Source organism: Gordonia sp. 34D (assembly GCF_056682775.1).
In genome coordinates this window covers 112,095-130,142 of sequence record NZ_CM155293.1, presented here as the reverse complement: position 1 = coordinate 130,142, position 18,048 = coordinate 112,095, and the positions used below count along the sequence as shown (strand labels likewise).

The window sequence follows — 18,048 nt, the reverse complement described above, 5'->3', positions numbered from 1 at the left end:
CTACAGCTCCTCGCTTTGCTTCTGGAGGAAGTCGATGATGGTTGGAACTGTCGTCTTGGCCGCCGTGCGGCCAACCACGAGTCCGATGTGCCCGGCGGGCAACCGTAGCTCCGTTTTCTGCTCTGAGCCGACGAGATCCATGACCGGGGAGGCGGCAGCAGCAGGCACGATGTGGTCCTTCTCCCCCAGTACCGCCAGGAACGGGACCTTGATGGCCTTCAAACTGACTCGGTCGCCGTCGAGGACAAACGTCCCATTGACCAAGGCATTGCGTTCGAGCAACTGATCGACGAGTTGTCGTGCGAGCTCTCCGGCGAGGGGCACATGGTCACTGGTCCACCCATTCATCGCCTGATAGGCCTTGACGTAGTCGTCGTTCCACAGTTTTTCCAACAGATCGACGTAACCGGTGATGTCGGCCGTCGGAGTGAGCGACCGGAAAGCGGAGTACACGACGTCTGCGGGCACGTTGCCGTTGTCATCGAGAAGTTCCTCGATGTCAGCGCCGCCCAGCATTGATACGCCGATGTCCATGGGTTCCAGGTCCACTGGGCAGGCCATCACGGTGTGCGTTCGCACCGGCGAATCCGGGTAATGGGCACCGTGAAGCAGGGTGAAGACGCCGCCGAAACAGTAGCCGAGGATGCTCACCTCGTCGGCTTTCGAGCGGTCACAGACTTCGCGGACCGCTGCCGGGATAACGCCATCGACGTAGTACTCGAAACCGTTGAGGGCATCCCGCTCATCGGCCTCTCCCCAATCGAGGAGATACACGTCAAACCCGCCGTGCAGGAGATGCTCAATGAAGCTGTTTCCCGGCGCGAGATCGAGGATGTACGCCTTGGAGATCATGCTGAACACGATCAGCAGCGGAGGGCGGTAGCGAATGTCGTCGTTTCGGTACCGATACAGGCTCGCTCGACCGTTGCGCCACACGAGATCGCGAGGAGTCTGGCCAGTCTCGACACTCGAGATACCAGCTGCCATCTTGATTCCGTTACGGGCACGCAGCGCATTGCGTTCCACCTCGCGCCGCACCCGATCGATGATGCTCATTGCCGGTCACGCAGTTTTGCCTCGCGCGCCTCGAGTTCCATCCGCAGTCGGCGCACTTCGTAGTCCAATTCGCCGATCTGTCTGCGGAGTTTCTTGACGTCGGTGCCCGCTGGCAGGTTCACCGCGTGCAGCACCGATGCGGCGGCATCGTGAACCCCGCGGACGATCGATCGCTGCAGTCCACCGACCACCGAGTTGGCCGTACGAAACTCATCCGAATGAACGACGTCTTCGACCACCGGCGTTAGCCGCTTCTCGACGGCGTCGTACACCCCACGCAACGACAGTTCCATCAGCCAGCCCTCCGAATTTCTGTGTTGCGAGCGGGAGCACCGAGCATCGCTGCGCAAGCCTGCTGAACCTTCACCGCGTCCGGCGCTTCGCCGGTAATGAGGTTCGCATAGACAAAGGTCTCGGTGATGCGCACCAAAATCAACGCCAGATCGGGAATCGGCAAACCCGGCTCCAATTCGCCAGCGTGTCCTTGCTCGTCCAACATTTGGGCTACCCGACCGACAATGCGCGGTTGCACCCCACCGGCCCGCGTGGTCAACACTTTGAAGGCCCGTTCAGGCTCGCGGGCCAAAAATGCGCGAAAAGCACTATCTCGGTTGGCAATCGCCGCAAACTCGCCGAGCGTATTGGCGATTTTGACGGCGCCGACACCCGGCGCACGTTGCTCGGATGTGTCGAGAGCCACCTCACACATCGACCAAATCACTTCGGCGAGCAACCCGTCGCGACCCTTGAAACGGCGGTAGATAGTGCTGCGGTTGACCCCGACAATCTGCGCGAGTTCGCCGACCTCGATGCGTCCGCGCGCAATGAATGCCTCGCGCGCTGCTACGAGGATGGCACCGTGATCGATCATTCCGCACTCGCCTCCTCCCCGACACTGCACTCCGACGCGCCGTGCACCATTTCGGCAAAATGGTGCACAATCTCCTATAGTCAGGAACACTATCCTATGGGTGAGTGACCTGGCCCATGTTGGAGCAAATACGGTGGCACATCAGAAGTGCGACGGCGGACAGAGGAGACATAGATGATTGAGACGACGATGCAGCACGGAGATCTTTTGATCTCGGGGTTAGTCGAGTACAGCCGGAAAGTCTTCCCCGAGGCGAAGATCGTCACCTGGACTGAAAATGGTGCTCGCGACACATCGTTTGCCGACATCGGCAATCAGGGTGCCCAGATCGCGAACGCACTCGCCAAGCTCGGAATCGGCGTCGGCGATCGTGTCGCCACCTTCATGTGGAACAACGCCGAACACCAAGCGCTGTACGCCGGCGTCCCGTCGATGGGCGCAGTCCTGCACACCCTGAACCTGCGTCTCTCGCCCGAGCAGGCCATTTTCATCATCAACCACGCCGACGACAAGGTGATCTTTGTCGACGCCTCTGTGGCGCCGCTGCTGTCGCCGTACCTTCAGGGCACGCCGAACCTCCAGCACGTCGTGGTCGTGAACGGCCCAGTCGAAGCCCTCACCGCGCCCGACCACATCACCGTGCACGCCTACGCCGACCTGATCGCGGGCGAACCCACCACCTACGACTGGCCCGCGTTGGACGAGAACGCCGCCGCCGTCATGTGCTACACGTCGGGCACCACCGGCGACCCGAAGGGCGTCGTCTACTCGCACCGCAGCATCTACTTGCATTCGCTGCTGGTGACGTCGACCACCGGCATGGGACTGTCGAACCGGGACTCGATGCTGGCCATCGTTCCGATGTTCCACGTCATGTCGTGGGGCCTGCCTTACGCCGCCATGTTTGCCGGTTCCACCGTCGTCATGCCTGACCGCTTCCTGCAGCCGGAGCCGCTGTTGGCGATGATGGCCGCCACCAAGCCCACCCTCGCCGCTGCCGTCCCGACCATTTGGGCTGGTGTTTCGGCGATGCTCGACGCGAACCCGCAGGACATCACGCACCTGCGTGAGGTCATTGTGGGCGGTGCCGCGGTTCCGCCGTCGATGATCACCAAGTTCGACGGCTATGGCGTCCCGATTGTGCACGCATGGGGCATGACCGAAACCTCGCCGTTGGGCACCATCGCTCGCCCGCCGGCCGGCATTGAGGGCGACGACGCCTTCCCGTACCGCGTTACGCAGGGACGCTTCCCGGCTCCGGTGGCCGCGCGCATCATCGGCGACAACGGCGAAGAACTCCCCTGGGACGGCATTGCCCAGGGTGAACTCGAAGTGGCTGGTCCCTGGATTACCGGTTCGTACTTCCAGCCGGACGGTAACGTCACCGACCCGGCGAAGTTCAACAACGGCTGGCTGCGCACCGGCGACGTCGCGACCGTCACTCCGAACGGCTTCATGACGATCGTCGACCGTGCCAAGGACATGATCAAGACCGGTGGTGAGTGGATTTCGTCGGTCGAACTTGAGAATGTCATCGCCTCGAACCCGACGATCGTCGAAGCCACCGTCATCGGCGTGCCCGACGCCAAGTGGGACGAGCGCCCGTTTGTGTTGGCTGTGGTCCGCAGCGAAGACGACGCCGACGTCGATGCCCAGCGCGCCTACCTCGAAGACCTGGTTCCTCGCTGGCAGATCCCCGAGCGCTGGTCGTTCGTCACCGAGGTCCCCAAGACGTCGGTCGGCAAGTTCGATAAGAAGCGTGTGCGCCAGCACTACGCGGAGGGCGACTACCAGATCCTCGGCCAGCCGCAGGAGTGACGTAAACGGCCGACAATTTGCCCCGTGAAGAGCCCGGTTACCCTCGCGGTAACCGGGCTCTTCACATCTCCGGAGCTCGGTCTAGACTCGCGTGAGTGAGTCGCAAGAAGATGGCCCTCGCGGCACTCGGCACCATTCTGGCGCTGGCGTTAGGCCTCGTGGTTTGGCTACTGGTCGCGAAGGACTATGCGATTGCCGAAGAACACGTGACCATCGAAGGTCCGCGTGGTGAACTCCACGCCGTCCTCGCTAAACCGGTCCAAGACGCCAACCCGCACGGTGTCGTGATTTTTGTCCAGGACCGCGGCCCGAACGATGCGGACACCGGCACCTACCGACCCATCTGGGACGCATACGCCAAAGCCGGTTTCGCGGTTCTCAGCTGGGATAAGCCCGGAGTCGACGGTGCTCCCGGCAACTGGCTCAACCAAACGATTCACGATCGGGTCTCCGAAGTGCAGTCGGTCATCTCCTGGGCCTACAAACGGCCAGACCTGGACACGACTCGTATCGGGATTTGGGGTGAAGGCCAGGCGGGGTTCGTCGTGCCAGAGGTGCTCGCGGCGCGCAGCGACATACGTTTCGCGACCCTCGTCGGCCCATCGACGAACTGGATCCACGATCGCCTCTTTGCTGTGCGCGCCGATCTGACGGCCCGTGGTGACAGCACCACCGAGGTGGCGGCGGCCGTCGATCGCCGAGACCGGTTCTTCACCCTCTTGGAAAGCGGCTCCAACTATCAGACCTATGTGCGGTCGGGCATCGATTCGCCACCGATGCTCGCGCCCGCGTTCGCCTTCGCTGAGCGAAACTTCCGCGCCGATGCCGCCAATGCTGTGGCACGGATCTCGACGCCGCTCCTTCTCGTGCTCGGTGGCGAAGATCGTGCAGTCGACATTGCTCAGACAGAAAGCCTCTATCGCAGCAAAATGCGTTCCGACCTGCTAACTGTCAAGACTTTCGCCGATGCCACACACACCATCACCCGCAATCAGATCGAATACCGGGACGACTTTCGCGTGTCCGCACGCACGTTATTCGCGCCAACGAGCGTGTACGCACCCGGTTATTTGGACACCCTCCGGATCTTCGCCAAGCACGCCATCGCTTAACCGCGTAACGTCGTGTTGGGTAATTTGAACGATCGACAAGGAAGCGAGATTCTCATGGATGCAGCATTGTGGACGGCTATCACTGAAAACCCGCACGTCTTCGAACTTCTGAAGACTGTGTTCTCCGGGGTCGCATAGTCCCTCGGCTTTACCAGCGCCGCGTCCGATTTCGGACGCGGCGCTTTTGCTTTCTAAGCGCTCGCGACCGGTTGTCTGCGGTAGTCGTCGGTCCGGAGGGCATCGACAGACGAGAGATGCCATCGGCCGTGGTCTCCGGTATTGGTTCCCAGCGCAGCTGGCCCATGAATCGCCACCGCATACGCCCAAGCCCGCGGATCGGAGACCAGTTCTGGCTGGTATACCTCCGAAAGTCGTGCCAGATAGGTGTCCCCAGCCCGTGTCCGCCCGAAGCGTGCCCGAATCACCAGCGCCGCCGCGACCATTCCCACCGCCAACGCGAACGGGATGAGCGCACTCACGCCGCCACCGTTGATCACGACCGCAACGGTCAGCACCGACAGCACCACCGCCGTCGCCAGAAGCGGTGCGAGCGCGAGCCGACGGTCGTGCCTGCTGGCGAGAAGGCGCCGCGAGATGAGGTAATCGGTCATTTCGTCGAGTCGGTCGCCGGTAGCTTCGCGGACGGCCTCGACTGTCGGTGCCGTGAGCGACTTGCCGCGTCGGGCTACATGCGCGGTGTACGCGTCACCATTGACCGTGTCCGCGGAGCGACGGCCTCGGTCGTCCACGGATTCGTCGAGCCATAGCAGTGCGACAGCAGCGGCCCGCCGATGCCCATACAGGCATCCGACTTCGGTGGGGGTGAGCTCGCGGCCCGGTTCGATCTCGCGTTTTCGCCACAGTAGGTACTTGCGCCACGCGAAGGCCAAGGCTGCAATCACGACGACGATGACGCTGAGCCAATAGAAGAATTCTGGGTTCCCGACCATGCCCATCGCATCACCTTGCCACAACCGCCGGGCACCGTCTTGCCGATCGTGAACCACGCCTTGGCACAACGGAGTTCGCGTCTCATCTCAATGAAAAACCTCCCACCTGAGTTTCTCAGGTGGGAGGTTTTCGTGGAGCCGCCGGGAATTGAACCCGGGTCCTCCGTCACTTTGGTGGGGCTTCTCCGTGTGCAGTCCGCTGTGTCTCTACTTGGATCTCCCGGGCTCGCGAACAAGCCGGGATGACGATCCCAGTCGCTGTTAGGTGTCCTAGCGTCGTCCGCGACCGGCGACGATAGTAAGTCCCCTAGCTGATGCCGGCATCCGGTTCCGGGAACTTAGATCCGGGCCGACAGACTAGCCTCGGTGCTTAGGCAGCGAGGGCGTAGTCGCGCTGATTGGAATCGGCGCTTAATTGGTTGCTGCGACGCTTACGGTGGTCTCTAGCCTGCACCGACACGCTTCCCCCACCTCGATGCACGTAGTCGAAACCGATCGGCCCCTAGGTGGTGCCCGCCAAATTTCTTTGCCGGACATCTAATACTAACCAACACCACCGACAGAATCATCCCGATATCCGTCGGGAGATTAATCGGCCCTGCGGCGCAGGGGCTTTACATCCCCTTGACGCGCCGTCCGACGATGCGTTCGACTTCGCGTTTGGCAGTGCGTTCGGCGATGTCACGGCGCTTGTCGTGGTCCTGCTTGCCCTTGGCGAGGGCGAGCTCGACTTTCGCGTAACCGTCGGAGAAATACATCGACAGCGGCACCAGCGTCATGTTGCCGTCCCGCAACTTGCCGATCAGGCCATCGATCTCGCGACGGTGCATCAGCAGTTTGCGCTTGCGGCGCGGCGGATGGTTCGTCCACGTTCCGCTGCCGTATTCGGCAATGTGCACGGCGTTGAGCCACACTTCGCCATCGTCGATCGTTGCGAATGCGTCCACCAGTGACGCCTTCCCATCACGCAGGGCTTTCACTTCGGTGCCCTGCAGCACCATGCCTGCCTCGAATGTCTCGAGGATCGTGTAGTTGTGCCGAGCCTTTCGGTTCGTCGCAATTACCGACTTACCCTTTTCCCTGGGCACGGCAGACCTCCAAATCCACTAGTGACAAAAGCTCGGGGTGAATTTACTCCCGAACGTAGACGCGCAGCGTGCCGTAGCTGGTGACACCGGCGAGGACAATGCCGCCCAGGATCAGCCACGGCGACACAAACCACACGTCAGCCGACGTGATGCGCGCCAAGATGTTCACACCGTAAAGGTCCGCGAGGGCTTTGTCGAAGAAGAAAACCTTCGCCAAGAACAGCCCACCGATCGCGAGCAGCGCGCCGGCAAGGGCCGCGATCACCGCCTCCAGCAAGAACGGTAACTGCGTATACCAGCGGGTGGCACCAACCAACCTCATGATCGAGACTTCCGTTCGTCTCGTATACGCGGCAATCTGCACGGTGTTGACGATCAGCAAGATCGCGGCGACCGCCAGTACCGCAGCTATTGCAAACGCCGCGTTGCGCGCGCCGTCGAGCACGCTAAAGATACGTTTCACCAAATCCCGCTGATCCAACACCCCATCGACGCCCTCGGCGCGCGAGAACTTGTCGAGGACCGCACCGAACCGGTCCGAGTCAGCCATCTTGACGCGCAATGCGCCCTGGTAGGCCTCCTTGCGGATGAAGTCGGCCAGTTCCGGCGATTCCTTCTCCCAGGATGCCTTAGCCGTTTTGAACGCCTGATCCTGGCTGATGAACGTCACCGACGCGACGCCGGGTTCGGACTCCAGATCGGCGCGCAAGGTGGTGCACGGCGCTTCCAAGCAGTTGGGGTCCTTCGCGGTGACAGCGTCATTGATGAAGAACTGCATCTCGACGCGGTCGAGGAAGATGTTCTGGCTCTTGTTAGCCATTTGAATCACCAGCAGTCCGCCGCCAAACATGCCGAGCGTGATTGCGGTCGTCAAGACCATGGCGACGGTCATGGTGAGGTTGCGGCGGAATCCGTTGAGGACTTCGCCGATGATGAAGTTCAAGCGCATGTGTTGCCCTGTTTCGTCTCGTCGAGTTCTCTGCGTGCCTAGCCGATTCCGTAAACGCCGTGCTCGTCGTTGCGGACGAGTCTGCCGTTGTCGAATTCGAGAACGCGGCGCCGCATCGCATCGACGATGGAGCGGTCGTGGGTGGCCATGACGACGGTCGTACCGCCGCGGTTAACCCGGTCGAGCACTTCGACGATCTCTTCGCTGGTCTCCGGGTCCAAGTTGCCGGTCGGCTCATCCGCGAGCAGTAAGGCCGGACGATTCACGATGGCGCGTGCGATCGCCACCCGCTGCATCTCGCCACCCGACAATTCCCGAGGCATCCGATCGGCTTTGCCCTCCAAACCCACATATTCGAGGGTCTGTGGCACCACCTCGCGGATCGTCGAAGACGGCTTACCGATCACTTCGAGAGCGAAAGCCACATTGTCGGCAACCGTCTTCTGCTGCAGCAGTCTGAAGTCCTGGAAGACGCAACCGATGGACTGGCGCAACTTCGGGACGTCCCGGTTTCGCAACTTGTTGACATGCATGTCGCCAACGAAGACGTCACCGGCGGTCGGCTTGTCTTCTTTCAGCAGGAGCCGAAAAAACGTGGACTTACCGGAGCCGGAAGGGCCGATCAGAAATGCGAACTCGCCTCTGTCCACTTCCACGGACAGATCGTCCAACGCGGGTCGAGAGGACGCCTTGTACTGCATCGTCACATTCGTCAGGGTGATCACGTTAGCCAAGTGTACTGACCGCCCCGCCCTATCCTCCGACGCTCTCCGGCACCTGTGTGGACTGCTGCGGTGCCACCGTCGTGGTTTCCGGTGCCTGATGACGCTGACCTGTCGCCGGACCCGACGTCGGGGCAACAGACTCGTCGACGCTAGTCGACGCCGAGCCCCGACCGTCGGTTGTCGATGACTCCGGAGCGCTGGTGGTCGTGGGTGTGGTTGTCTGCGGGACAGTCGTCCTGGTCGGCTGCACTTGCGGTGTCTGAGTTACCTGCCCCGGCGAGTTGCGGGTCGGTTCGTAATGCTGGCTACTGAACCCGTAGAACGCCAACAGCGCCAGCCACACAATGACCAGCACGACGGTAGTCGTGCGGACACGGGTCCGATACACATGCTGCATCCGCGACATCAAGCGAGATAATTTCGACTCGGGCGTGTCGAGCGGATCATTCTTCTGGACGCCAGCCCCCGTCGTTGCATTTTCACCCGTCAAGGTTCACCCCGCCACCAGGTTCGCCTGCCATTTCAGCGGCAGTGCGCGTAACGCCCTGAGCCTGGGCGCTCGTCACGAAAATTCCGTGACTGGCCAAGCCCGCGATAATGTCGCCGCGCAGGGCGCGACCAATCGCGAACTGCTGCCCGGGGAGCGTGCGCGCCACCATGCGGACGGTCGCCGATTCCAGTTCAAGTTTCGTAATACCCAGCGGGGTCGGGGCGTCCAAGAGGAGTCGATTCCACTCCTTCTTCTCGTAGAACGCCTGGCCGACTTCACGCAGGGCCGCATTGACCTCGTTGATGTCGGCATCGAGCGGAACCGGCACATCGACGACCGCCCGCGCCCAATCCTTCGACAGGTTGGTGGCCTTGATCATTTGCCCGTTCGGCACAATGATCAGTTCACCTTCGGAGTTCCGGAGTCGCGTCACGCGCAGCGTCACATCTTCGACGGTGCCCTCGGCGGCAAGCCCACCGGTCACCGTCAGATTCACGACGTCACCGTAGCCGTACTGATGCTCGGCGATGATGAAGAAGCCCGCCAGCAGGTCCTGGACCACCCGCTGTGCGCCAAAACCGAGGGCGGCACCCACGACGGCACTGAGGCCGACCAAACTGCTGCCGGGAACCCACGTCCCCAACACGTGCAGACCCGCAATCACTACGGTCAACGCCACCAATGTCCACGTGATCACTTCGACGAGCGCCCGCCGGTGCTTCATGTCCTCGGACTGGACGATGTCGTCGCTCGACTCAAACTGTCGGAGGATGTGCTTGCTGTAGCGGTTCGCGAGCCATCGGAAAAACCGAACAACCAGCAGTGCGCCGACAACCCACAGCATGATGTCGACGAAATCGACAGCCAGCCACTTCTCCCACGACCGCATCCAGCTCGGCAGGCCGAGCTCGTCGACTAAATATGTCGGAGTGTCGATACGATCACTCGCCCTCGTCCATCCGCCAGCGGATACCCGCCTCGATGAACTGGTCGAGATCTCCGTCGAGCACCGACGAGGGGTTGTTGCTTTCCACGTTGGTGCGGAGATCCTTCACCATTTGGTAGGGGTGCAGCACGTACGACCGCATCTGGTTGCCCCAGCTGGAGCCGGTGTCACTCTTGAGCGCATCCATCTGGGCGCGCTCTTCCAGTCGCTTGCGTTCTAGCAGCTTGGCCTGGAGCACGCGCATGGCGGCAACCTTGTTCTGCAGCTGACTTTTCTCGTTCTGGCAGGTCACGACGATGCCGGTCGGGACGTGAGTCAGGCGCACGGCGGAGTCGGTGGTGTTGACCGACTGGCCGCCGGGACCTGACGAGCGGTACACGTCGACGCGGAGGTCGTTCTCGTCGATGTCGATGTGGTCGGTGGTCTCAACGACGGGCAGCACTTCAACTTCGGCGAACGACGTCTGGCGGCGGCCTTGATTGTCGAACGGAGAGATCCGGACGAGACGGTGTGTGCCCTGCTCAACCGAGAGGGTGCCGTACATGTACGGCGCCTTGACCGCGAACGTCGCCGACTTGAGGCCAGCTTCTTCGGCATAGGACGTGTCGTAGATCTCGACACCGTGCCCGTGCTTCTCGGCCCACCGGATGTACATGCGCATCAGCATCTGCGCCCAGTCTGCGGCGTCGACGCCACCGGCACCGGACCGAATATTGATCAGCGCCTCACGCTGGTCGTATTCGCCGCCGAGCATCGTCTTGACTTCCATCGCCTCAATGTCGCTGCGCAGTTCGGTGCGTTCGGCATCGGCGTCTTCGATCGCCGCGGCAGCCGAGTCACCTTCTTCGGCCTCCGCCAACTCGTAGAGAATCGGCAGGTCGTCGAGCCGCGAACGCAATTCGGTGACGCGACGGAACTCCGCCTGCGCATGCGAGAGCTGGGATGTGACCTGCTGAGCGTGGTCTTGGTTGTTCCACAACTCGGGGTCGGAGGCCTGCATCTCCAGTTCGTCAATGTGGCGACGCAGCTCATCGAGGTCCATCACCTTCTCAACGGTGGTGAGGGTGGTGTTGAGCGATTCGAGATCAGCAGAGACATCTGGGTGCACGAGAAACCAGGTTACCCTCTGACACCCGGCACGAACCTCAATGCGGCAGTGACCAGCTACGCGGTGAACGACCAGGTGGAATCGACCTTGCCGGGGCGGTACATCACCGGAAGGTCGGCGCCAACGGTGGGCGTCTGAACATTGGTTGCCAGGATTTGGGTGCCATACACCTCGGTGGGGTTGATCTCCGGGCCGATGATGGTGCCGCTCAAGGTGCAGTATCGGCGACCGTTTTTGTCGGGCTCGTTAAGCCTGCCAACACCGGTCACGGTGAGCGTGCCCTGCACATATCCGTCGCCGCCAGCCCCCTGACCGCCGAACATTCGGCGACCGCTCCGCTGCATGAACATCGCGGCGAGTGTCGTCAGGATAAGGAGAATGAACACCACAGAAATCCACCAAGGCATGCCTGGGAGCCTACCGTTGCCGACGCCGGGGAGGTGGCCGTCGCGGTGATAGCGTCGAACATTGTGGCTATGAATCCGGACTTGCAGCTTGCCCTCGACTTGGCCGACGCCGCCGACGCCCTCACGCTGTCGCGGTTCGGTGCGCTCGACCTGCAGGTCGACTCCAAACCTGATCTGACGCCGGTCTCCGACGCCGATTTGGCGACCGAACGGCTGATCCGCGAGCAGATTGCCGCTGCGCGCCCCGACGATGCGGTCCTCGGCGAAGAGTTTGGCGGCGACGCCGTTCTCGCTGGTCGCCAATGGGTGATCGATCCGATCGACGGCACCAAAAACTTTGTGCGCGGCGTTCCGGTGTGGGCGACGTTGATCGCGCTCCTCGTTGACGGTGTCCCGACAGTCGGTGTCATTAGCGCGCCTGCCTTGGCTCGACGGTGGTGGGCCGCCGAGGGGCTCGGAGCGTTCGCGACCGCGAACGGTTCCGACCCGAGGCCGATTTCCGTCTCGAAGGTCGGCAACCTCGACTCGGCATCGCTGGCGTTCTCCAGCCTTTCCGGCTGGGCCGACCGCGGTATCCGTGACGAACTGATCGCCCTCACCGACGCCGTGTGGCGGGTCCGCGGGTACGGCGACTTCTTCAACTACTGCCTCGTCGCCGAGGGCGCGGTCGACATCGCGGCGGAGCCGGAAGTGTCGCTGTGGGATTTGGCACCGCTCGACATTCTGGTTCGCGAAGCTGGCGGCACGTTCACCTCGCTCGAGGGCGCTGTCGGCCCGTCGGGCGGCAGTGCCGTCGCAACGAATTCACTACTGCACGAACGGGTTCTCAAGTCGCTAAGCCGGGAGTAATGTCCGGTTCATGAGCAACGAAGTGAAGATGATTATCCTCTCGACCGACAACCTCGACGAGTCGATCGAGTTTTACAGCGGCACGCTCGGGATGCCGCTGAAGTTCCGCGACGGCGCCCATTTCGCGGCCCTTGACGGCGGTGCCATCACCGTCGCGCTTGCCACTTCCGTCGACCATCCCATTCACGGCCAGGTTGTCGTCGGTATCAAGACCGACGATGTCGACGCCGCAGCGAAAGCGGTCGAGGCCAACGGCGGCGGCATCGTCACTCAGGCTTACAACGACGCCCACGAACGTCGTGCCGTCGTCTACGACAACAAGGGCAACGGCCTCGTCTTCTACAGCCCCCTCCCGAAGTAGTCAGCAGATCCCCCGCCCCGCACCCACGCCCTGCCGTTCTCGCATGATGCGTTGATTCCCGCACTACGTCTGACATAGTGCGGGAATTAACGCATCATGCGGGAACGACGGCGGCGGGGGTGCTTGGTGCCTACAGGTCGGTCGCGGTGCCTTCGTCAAGTACGACGAAACTCGTCCCCGCCGGGGACATCTCGCTGATCCGGGCATTGTGGATCGTGCGACCGGCGTCCGACAGCACCGCCTGGTGGATCGGGAACGCGACTCGGGGGTTGACGGCGCGGAGATAGTCGACGGGCTCGCTCAGCTTGAGCCACGGGGCGGCCGCCGGGAGTGCCAGCACATCGATGCGTTCAAACGGAATATAGAGACTGTCACCGGGATGCATAAAGGCACCCGTCCGATCGGCCGTATCCACCACGTAAGCGGTGTTGTCGATAACCGGTAGCTCCGGATGAATCACCGCGTGTCGGCCACCGGTGCCGCGAACGGTCAGCGCGCCAATCGTGACCGACGCACCCGGTGCCATCACCTCCCACCTACCGACGTCGGTCCGCTCGGCAAACTGCTTCGCGGTCTGCGGATCGGCGTACCGAACGGCGCCGGGATTAGCCGCCACCAGCGCGGGCAGTCGTGCCGGATCCGCGTGATCAGGATGCTGGTGAGTGATGAGAATGGCGTCGAGATCACGCAAATCCTCGAAGCCGTTGGAGAAGGTGCCCGGATCGAACAGGATTCGCGTGCCGTCGTTTTCAAGCAGTACGCAGGAGTGTCCAAAGTGTGTGACGACCATGACATCCACAATAGTTCGCGCTCCCACGTGACAAGCTTCTTACCGAGGAGTAAGGTTCGTTCTTACTACGGAGTAATAACGCGTGTCGGCGGTGCACCGCACCACCGCTCCAGGGCCCAACTCCGAGCCGAAGAAACTTCGAGAACTGGTGAGGAAATGACCACTAATACCGAACCCCGCGACACCTCGTCCGTCGGTGCGCAGCCGCACAAGCGCAGCGCCATCGGTACCGCCATGCGGGTACTGACCACGATCACCGGCTCCCCCCTCGCCGAGAAGTACAAGCTCCGCGAGCCGATCAACCGTGTTGCCTACGAAGCCACCAAGACCGGCTTCAAGACCCTTGGCGCCGCAAACCGCGCCTTCACCCAGGTCTCCAGCACCGGAAAGCCGCAACGCCCCGCGACGCCATCCAAGGGCTTCTTCAACCTGAATCCTGACGAAGAGCAGGCGATGATCGCCGAGACCGTCAAGGAGTTCTCCACCGAGATCCTGCGCCCGGCAGCCTACGACGCAGACGCAGCGGCAACCGCTCCCGAAGACATCCTGAAGCGTTCGGCAGAACTCGGCATCACGATGATCAATGTGCCGGAAGCCTTCGACGGTGCCGCCACCGATCGCGGCGTTGTCACCAACGCGCTCGTCGCCGAGGCCATGGCATACGGCGACATGGGCCTGGCCCTGCCGTTGCTCGCCCCCAGCGGCGTAGCCACCACCCTCACCAACTTCGGCAGCGACGCGCAGCAGCGCACCTACCTGCCCGACTTCGCCGGCGAGAATGTACCGACGTCGGCCGTCGTCATCGCCGAACCCCGCCCTCTGTTCGACGCCTTCGACCTGCAGACAAAGGCCAAGCGCGTTCCCAGCGGCTACCGCCTCTCGGGCGTCAAATCGTTTGTCCCCGCCGCCGCAAGCGCCGAACTGTTCATCATCGGCGCCCAGCTCGACGGCCGCCCGGCGCTGTTCATCGTCGAATCGAACTCCGAAGGCTTGGTCGTCGAAGCTGACCCCGGCATGGGTCTGCGCGCCGCAGGCATGGGTCGCCTGCTGTTGAACGACGTGGCGGTCCCCGCTTCCGCTGTCCTGGGCGAAGGCGACGCTGACGAGTCTTTCGCCGCCTACCGCGACGTGGTTCGCCTGTCGCGCCTTGGCTGGTCCGCACTGGCCGCAGGCACCGGCAAGGCCATGCTCGATTACGTGGTTCCGTACGTCAACGAGCGCGAAGCCTTTGGTGAGCCGATCTCGAACCGGCAGGCCGTGGCCTTCATGGTCGCCAACATCGCCACCGAACTCGACGGCCTCCGCCTGGTGACGCTCCGCGGCGCATCCCGCGCCGAGCAGGGACTGTCGTTCGCCCGCGAGGCGGCACTCGCCCGCAAGCTCACCATCGACAAGGGCCTGCAGATCGGGCTCGACGGCGTGCAACTCCTCGGTGGACACGGCTTCACCAAGGAACACCCGGTTGAGCGTTGGTACCGCGACCTGCGTGGCGCAGGCATCGGCGAGGGCATCGTCGTCCTCTGACGACGAGCCAGTCCAAGGAGTCTGAAATGGCAATTAATCTCGAACTGCCCACCAAACTGCACAGCACCATCGAACAGGCCCGCGACGCTGCGCTGCAGATCTTCCGGCCGATCTCGCGCAAGTACGACCTTGCCGAGCACAGCTACCCGGTGGAGCTCGACACGCTGGCGAGCCTTTACAACGGTCTTGCCGCCGCAGGTCAGGCCGGTGCCGGCGCGGCCGGTGGCCGCGGTGACACCAAGGAGCGTCCGGAAGGCTACGTCGCCAACGGCGGCAACATGCAGTCGGTCCTCAATGCGATGTGGGCGTCGTACGGCGACGTCGGACTGATGCTGTCGATCCCGTATCAGGGACTCGGCAACGCTGCGATCGCCGCGGTCGCAACAGACGAGCAGATCGAAAGCTTCGGCGGCGAGGTCTGGGCGTCGATGGCGATCACCGAACCGAGCTTCGGTTCGGACTCGGCCGCCGTCACCACCACCGCGATCCGCGACGGAGACGAATACGTCCTCAACGGCGAAAAGATCTTCGTGACCGCTGGCAGTCGTGCCAGCCACATCGTGGTGTGGGCATCGGTGGACCGCAGCCTCGGTCGCGCCGCGATCAAGAGCTTCGTGGTGCCGCGCACCCATCCGGGCGTCACGATTGCTCGGCTTGAGCACAAGCTCGGCATCCGGGCCTCCGACACCGCCGTCATTCGCTTTGAAGACTGCCGCATTCCGGCCAAGAACCTCCTCGGTTCGCCGGAAGTCGACGTCAAAAAGGGCTTCGGCGGCGTGATGCAGACCTTCGATAACACCCGCCCCATGGTGGCTGCGATGGCTGTGGGCTTGAGCCGCGCCGTACTCGAAGAACTGCGCGCCGTCCTCGAAGGCGCCGGACTGGAAATCGACTACGATCGGCCGACTTCCGATCAGCCTGCCGCTGTTGCCGAGTTCATCCGTATGGAGGCCGACTACGAGGCTTCGTACCTGCTGGCGCTGCGCGCGGCATGGATGGCCGACAACAAGCAGCCAAACTCACTGGAAGCGTCGATGTCGAAGGCCAAGGCCGGACGCACCGGCACCGACGTGTCGAACAAGGCCGTGGAACTGGCGTCGACGGCGGGTTACTCGGAGCACTCACTGTTGGAGAAGTGGGCTCGCGACTCGAAGATTCTCGACATTTTCGAGGGCACCCAGCAGATCCAGCAGCTGATCATTGCGCGCCGCATCTTGGGCAAGAGCAGCTCAGAACTGAAGTAGTCGAGCAGCGACGGTAAGGCATCGGGGCCGAGAGTTCACGGGAACTCTCGGCCCCGATTTTTCTTCATTTGACCGGCGCTTTTCTGTCACATCGACACGCCGACTTCCGACCGTTCCATCACCGATCGTGGCGTGTCGTGACGCTTTGGCCGAATTGTGACAGAAAAGCGGAAGTGGCGGTCGCGATCGGATCAACTTTTCGGTCGGGATTGTGATCAGCACTACTGAGACGGTAGTCTCAATCCATCTTGTGAAATGAAGTCATTTCACACCGGGAGTTAGGGCCGGATGGATGTGTGAGGACAAAAAGGGGAATCCGTGAGAATTCGTTGCTATGCGGCCGCCGCACTGAGCGCGCTCGTCGCCATCACCGCGGCACCAGCGCTGATCGTTGCACCGGCCAGCGCCAACCCGGCCGTGAAGGTCGCACCCGCGCCACTGCTACCGCTCCCATCAGAACTCGATCGAGACTTCTACCGACCGTCTGCAGCAAAGGTCGCCGCCGCCAAGCCCGGCGAAATCTTGCGGGCACGGAAGATCACTCCAGCCAACTTCGGCTTGGTGCCGATCAATGTCGACGCATGGCAACTCACGTTCCGCTCCACCGACACCCAGGGCCGCGCAATTCCGGCAGTCACCACCGTGCTGAAGCCGCGCGGCACCACCAAAGACATGAAGCGCGGTGGTGCCCGCAAGGTGATCTCCATGCAGATTGCCGAGGACTCGACCGCCGGCCACTGCTCGGTGTCGTACGCGGTGCAGCAGTTCAACGCGAGTTCGCTCCTCGGACAGGTGGTTGCTCCCGCCGAACTGTTGATTGCGCAAGGTTTCCTCGACCAGGGCTACGCGGTGGTCCTGCCCGACCACGAGGGCCCCAATCACGCCTACGCGGCAGGCCCGCTCGGGGCACGGATCACTCTCGACAGCCTGCGCGCAGTCAAAGCGTTTGCCCCGTCGAGCATCACCGAAGCATCCCCGATCGGCCTCTACGGCTACTCGGGCGGCGCCATCGTTACCGGCCACGCGGCCGAACTCAAGAAGAGTTACGCACCGGAACTGAACATCGTCGGTGCGGCCGAGGGCGGCGTTCCCGCCGACCTAAAGGAACTCCTGCTGGCTGCCCAGAACGGCGCGACCAGCGGCCTGGTGTTCGGTGCCGTTGTCGGCCTGACCCGCGAGTACGACTATTTCCGCGACTTCACCAACCGACACGTCAACCCGGTGGGCAAGGCCGTCATGGCACTCAAAGCTCCGCTCTGCGTGCAGTACCAGTCGATGACCTTCCCGTTCATGAACAATCTCGGGTTCATCCAGTGGCCGGGTGGTGCCCTCCGCGCACCGGCGGTCAAACGCCTATTGAACGACACCAAGATGGGTAAGTCCCTGCCCGATATGCCGATGTACATCTGGAACTCGTCGCTCGACGAGATCGTGCCCATCCATCAGGTCGACACCCTGGTGAAGACGTACTGCCGCAATCCGGAAGCTCAAGTCACCTACACGCGAGATCACTTGTCGGAGCATCTCATTGGCGAGATCTCGGGCGCACCGATGGCGTTTCTATGGCTCAAGGATCGACTGGACGGCAAGCCAGCCAAAGCCGGTTGCACCACGCGCGATGAGTTGACGATGGCCTCCGACGCACAGTGGTGGCCGACGTTCTCCGCCACCATCGGCACCAACCTCGCCGGACTCTTCGGTAAGGCCTTGGGCGCGGGACGATAGCGGGCGTCCCCGGTTGGTCTCGGTCGCCCACGGTT

The 18,048-nt window shown here is 62.5% G+C and carries 19 protein-coding genes and 1 other RNA gene; 7 read left to right on the top strand and 13 right to left on the bottom strand.

Annotated features, from left to right (window positions below):
• From AC1L34_RS00610 to AC1L34_RS00600, 3 genes are read right to left on the bottom strand one after another with little or no spacing between them, the layout of a single operon-like run.
• Nucleotides 1-1,056, bottom strand: coding sequence for an alpha/beta fold hydrolase (locus tag AC1L34_RS00610; protein WP_480035029.1), 1,056 nt, complete (start codon nucleotides 1,054-1,056; stop codon nucleotides 1-3).
• Nucleotides 1,053-1,349, bottom strand: coding sequence for a hypothetical protein (locus AC1L34_RS00605; protein ID WP_424293829.1), 297 nt, complete (start codon nucleotides 1,347-1,349; stop codon nucleotides 1,053-1,055). The genes AC1L34_RS00610 and AC1L34_RS00605 overlap by 4 nt, the downstream gene beginning before the upstream one ends.
• Complete coding sequence (locus AC1L34_RS00600) at nucleotides 1,349-1,927, bottom strand: TetR/AcrR family transcriptional regulator (protein WP_424293828.1); 579 nt, start codon at nucleotides 1,925-1,927, stop codon at nucleotides 1,349-1,351. Before AC1L34_RS00600 ends, AC1L34_RS00605 begins: the two co-directional genes overlap by 1 nt.
• A gap of 174 nt (nucleotides 1,928-2,101) precedes the next feature.
• On the opposite strand from AC1L34_RS00600, the gene AC1L34_RS00595 reads away from it, so the two are divergent.
• Nucleotides 2,102-3,745 carry a long-chain fatty acid--CoA ligase gene (locus AC1L34_RS00595; RefSeq protein WP_424293827.1) on the top strand — a complete coding sequence of 548 codons (1,644 nt, stop codon included), beginning with the start codon at nucleotides 2,102-2,104 and terminating at the stop codon, nucleotides 3,743-3,745.
• Nucleotides 3,746-3,840: 95 nt separating this feature from the next.
• Nucleotides 3,841-4,857, top strand: coding sequence for an alpha/beta hydrolase family protein (locus AC1L34_RS00590; RefSeq protein WP_480035028.1), 1,017 nt, complete (start codon nucleotides 3,841-3,843; stop codon nucleotides 4,855-4,857).
• A gap of 191 nt (nucleotides 4,858-5,048) precedes the next feature.
• Here the strand turns inward: AC1L34_RS00590 and AC1L34_RS00585 are convergent, their stop codons facing one another.
• From AC1L34_RS00585 to AC1L34_RS00545, 9 genes are all read right to left on the bottom strand, one after another.
• A complete protein-coding gene (locus tag AC1L34_RS00585) occupies nucleotides 5,049-5,807 on the bottom strand; it encodes a TIGR04222 domain-containing membrane protein (RefSeq protein ID WP_424294184.1) in 759 nt (252 codons plus the stop codon).
• A gap of 130 nt (nucleotides 5,808-5,937) precedes the next feature.
• Nucleotides 5,938-6,310, bottom strand: a transfer-messenger RNA (tmRNA) gene (ssrA, locus tag AC1L34_RS00580).
• A 111-nt stretch (nucleotides 6,311-6,421) separates the two neighbouring features.
• Nucleotides 6,422-6,895: an SsrA-binding protein SmpB gene (gene smpB, locus AC1L34_RS00575; protein ID WP_424294185.1), complete on the bottom strand. Its 474-nt coding sequence runs from the start codon at nucleotides 6,893-6,895 to the stop codon at nucleotides 6,422-6,424.
• Between the two features lie 43 nt (nucleotides 6,896-6,938).
• Nucleotides 6,939-7,844 carry a permease-like cell division protein FtsX gene (ftsX, locus tag AC1L34_RS00570; RefSeq protein ID WP_424294186.1) on the bottom strand — a complete coding sequence of 302 codons (906 nt, stop codon included), beginning with the start codon at nucleotides 7,842-7,844 and terminating at the stop codon, nucleotides 6,939-6,941.
• 38 nt (nucleotides 7,845-7,882) lie between these two features.
• Complete coding sequence (gene ftsE / locus AC1L34_RS00565; protein ID WP_424294187.1) at nucleotides 7,883-8,569, bottom strand: cell division ATP-binding protein FtsE; 687 nt, start codon at nucleotides 8,567-8,569, stop codon at nucleotides 7,883-7,885.
• Nucleotides 8,570-8,597: 28 nt separating this feature from the next.
• Nucleotides 8,598-8,975, bottom strand: coding sequence for an Rv3103c transmembrane domain-containing protein (locus AC1L34_RS00560; protein ID WP_424294188.1), 378 nt, complete (start codon nucleotides 8,973-8,975; stop codon nucleotides 8,598-8,600).
• A gap of 73 nt (nucleotides 8,976-9,048) precedes the next feature.
• Complete coding sequence (locus tag AC1L34_RS00555) at nucleotides 9,049-9,948, bottom strand: mechanosensitive ion channel family protein (RefSeq protein ID WP_424294189.1); 900 nt, start codon at nucleotides 9,946-9,948, stop codon at nucleotides 9,049-9,051.
• A gap of 52 nt (nucleotides 9,949-10,000) precedes the next feature.
• Nucleotides 10,001-11,113: a peptide chain release factor 2 gene (gene prfB, locus AC1L34_RS00550; protein ID WP_424323812.1), complete on the bottom strand. Its 1,113-nt coding sequence runs from the start codon at nucleotides 11,111-11,113 to the stop codon at nucleotides 10,001-10,003.
• A gap of 56 nt (nucleotides 11,114-11,169) precedes the next feature.
• Complete coding sequence (locus AC1L34_RS00545) at nucleotides 11,170-11,520, bottom strand: hypothetical protein (protein ID WP_424294191.1); 351 nt, start codon at nucleotides 11,518-11,520, stop codon at nucleotides 11,170-11,172.
• Nucleotides 11,521-11,589: 69 nt separating this feature from the next.
• Here AC1L34_RS00545 and hisN point away from each other — a divergent pair, with 69 nt between their 5' ends.
• Both hisN and AC1L34_RS00535 read left to right on the top strand, forming a co-directional pair.
• Nucleotides 11,590-12,369 (top strand): histidinol-phosphatase, encoded by a 780-nt coding sequence (hisN, locus tag AC1L34_RS00540; RefSeq protein ID WP_424322218.1) that lies wholly within the window; start codon nucleotides 11,590-11,592, stop codon nucleotides 12,367-12,369.
• Between the two features lie 10 nt (nucleotides 12,370-12,379).
• Nucleotides 12,380-12,730, top strand: a complete 351-nt coding sequence (locus AC1L34_RS00535; protein ID WP_424322188.1) for a VOC family protein — start codon at nucleotides 12,380-12,382, stop codon at nucleotides 12,728-12,730.
• A 130-nt stretch (nucleotides 12,731-12,860) separates the two neighbouring features.
• On the opposite strand, the gene AC1L34_RS00530 is transcribed toward AC1L34_RS00535, so the two are convergent.
• Complete coding sequence (locus AC1L34_RS00530; RefSeq protein WP_424293713.1) at nucleotides 12,861-13,520, bottom strand: MBL fold metallo-hydrolase; 660 nt, start codon at nucleotides 13,518-13,520, stop codon at nucleotides 12,861-12,863.
• A gap of 156 nt (nucleotides 13,521-13,676) precedes the next feature.
• Between AC1L34_RS00530 and AC1L34_RS00525 the strand changes: the two genes are divergently transcribed.
• From AC1L34_RS00525 to AC1L34_RS00515, 3 genes are all read left to right on the top strand, one after another.
• Nucleotides 13,677-15,044, top strand: a complete 1,368-nt coding sequence (locus AC1L34_RS00525; protein ID WP_424293712.1) for an acyl-CoA dehydrogenase family protein — start codon at nucleotides 13,677-13,679, stop codon at nucleotides 15,042-15,044.
• Nucleotides 15,045-15,070: 26 nt separating this feature from the next.
• The gene (locus AC1L34_RS00520; protein WP_424293711.1) at nucleotides 15,071-16,288 is read left to right on the top strand and encodes an acyl-CoA dehydrogenase family protein; all 1,218 of its coding nucleotides are present in this window, start codon (nucleotides 15,071-15,073) and stop codon (nucleotides 16,286-16,288) included.
• A 324-nt stretch (nucleotides 16,289-16,612) separates the two neighbouring features.
• The gene (locus AC1L34_RS00515; protein ID WP_424322219.1) at nucleotides 16,613-18,013 is read left to right on the top strand and encodes a lipase family protein; all 1,401 of its coding nucleotides are present in this window, start codon (nucleotides 16,613-16,615) and stop codon (nucleotides 18,011-18,013) included.
• Nucleotides 18,014-18,048 lie beyond the last annotated feature (35 nt).